Raw genomic sequence first — 1,749 nt, 5'->3', positions numbered from 1 at the left:
GGTAAAGTTTTTTTTGGTTTAATCATTGGGAACTCCTTTCCGAAACCAAAAAAAGACTAAGTGGTTATTAACTTAGTCTTAAGCAGTTTGAATAATTTTATTTTCGATTTTTTGACTGCCCCCGCTGAAAGTTTTCCCTTTGGCATCCACTAATTCGTAATCAATGATCAAAGTTAATTGAGGATTGTTAGCTTTAATGATTTCACGTTGTTCCAATTGGATTTGAAGATCTATTTTACCAATCCCCTCGTTATTTAAAATCATCAAGGGTCGTTTGGTATCATCATAGTTTACTCCATTATTTTTAATCGCTAAATTGAAATAGGCTTCAGGATGTGAAAAAGTATTTTCGGTGTCATATTTAGTAGTCATTTTCAGATATAAAGGAACATTGATGTCCATTCCTTTTTTATTTAAAATAGCCTGATGATTAATAGTGATTAAATGGTCGTATTTATCAAAATTTAAATTAGGGATTGTTAAAGGAAGCAGGATTTTATCTTCGTTATTACCGTTTATCCTGTTGACTTCAAAAAAAGGTAGCTCATTTTCCCGCAGTAACTTAATTTTTTCTTTTCTTTGCTGGAAGAAATAATTAGTTAAAGCGGAAAGGGCACTAATAGTTAAAAAAGTACATAGGAAAATGACTAAAATAGTTAAAATTTTATTTTTATTTTGGGTTTTCATCATTATTTTCCTCCTAATATAATTGATTTAATTAAAATAATTAAATTATTAATTCCTGTCGTCAACTAGGGAATTTTATTTTCATAGTAAAGTGTGAAGCAAGATAAAAGTGAATTTAAAATAATCATTAAATAAGTAATTTTTTGGAATAAAGGTAATTTTTTGATGGGTGAAATCTGGGACTCAAGAGTTTTTTTTAAATGATGATGATTTTTTTCTTGGTTTTTGGATGGGTTTTTTGTTTTTTTGATAATTATTTTGGACATATTCTTTTCCTTTCAGTTTATTTTAAAATTAACTCTTTTACTTGGTTTTTAATAGTTTTAGATAATTTAAAAGTGACTACCGTTTTAGCAGGAATTTTAATTTTTTGGCCTGTTTGAGGATGTCTGCCGTGATAGGCTTTTTTCGCTTTTAAAACAAATTTCCCAATTTGGGGGGATAAAATGACTTCTTCATGAGATGTAATTGCTTCAATTAAAACATTTTCAAAAGTGTGGTAAAATTCTGTAGTTTTGGTAATAGAAGTTTGGTTCGCTTCGGCGATTTTTTTAATTAATTCTTTTTTAGTCATTATTAGTTCTCCTTGGTTATTTTTATTTTTGGTGATTTGGGAACGGTCTTTAAAATAAGTCCCGCGAAAAATTTCGGTTAACGCATCACTCATTTTTTAAATCTCCTTTATTTGTTTATATTTTTAATCTTATATATTATTTTTAATAATAAAATAAGAATATCATATCACTTATGACGAAAAATAAAGTGGTAATAGTTAATAAAATTGAATAACTTTTTTTCACTTTTTGGCTCCTTTTAGTTCCTTACCAATTAGTTATAGTTAAAAAGGCAAATTAGCTTATGATTTATTGTCTGAAGGTTTATGATCTAAAAAGATGACATTTTGGAGAATAACTTTCGTCGTTGTTCTGATTTGGCCTTGGTGATTTTGATATTTTTGGATCGATAAATTCCCCTCGATATATACTTTGGAACCTTTATGTAAATATTGACTCATGTTTTCTGCTAGTTTTCGAAAAGCAACACAAGGGATAAATTGGACTT

Annotated in this window: 3 protein-coding genes; all 3 read right to left on the bottom strand. The window is 28.1% G+C overall.

The window, feature by feature from the left end; genetic code table 11:
- Positions 1 to 78: 78 nt before the first annotated feature.
- Positions 79 to 687 (bottom strand): hypothetical protein, encoded by a 609-nt coding sequence (locus OC683_RS02400; protein WP_304514942.1) that lies wholly within the window; start codon positions 685 to 687, stop codon positions 79 to 81.
- 283 nt (positions 688 to 970) lie between these two features.
- Positions 971 to 1,261, bottom strand: a complete 291-nt coding sequence (locus OC683_RS02395) for an HU family DNA-binding protein (protein ID WP_304514941.1) — start codon at positions 1,259 to 1,261, stop codon at positions 971 to 973.
- Positions 1,262 to 1,543: 282 nt separating this feature from the next.
- On the bottom strand, positions 1,544 to 1,749 hold a 206-nt coding region (locus OC683_RS02390), incomplete at its 5' end, for a single-stranded DNA-binding protein (protein ID WP_304514940.1).

Origin of the sequence: Candidatus Phytoplasma crotalariae (assembly GCF_030586865.1) — a bacterium.
GTDB lineage: Bacteria > Bacillota_I > Bacilli_A > Acholeplasmatales > Acholeplasmataceae > Phytoplasma > Phytoplasma citri.
This window is presented reverse-complemented; position numbering and strand designations above follow the sequence as displayed.

Coding starts and splice junctions, on each gene's coding strand:
- OC683_RS02395 (WP_304514941.1), bottom strand. CDS start 1,261: ATGACTAAAAAAGAATTAATTAAAAAAATCGCCGAAGCGAACCAAACT.
- OC683_RS02400 (WP_304514942.1), bottom strand. CDS start 687: ATGAAAACCCAAAATAAAAATAAAATTTTAACTATTTTAGTCATTTTC.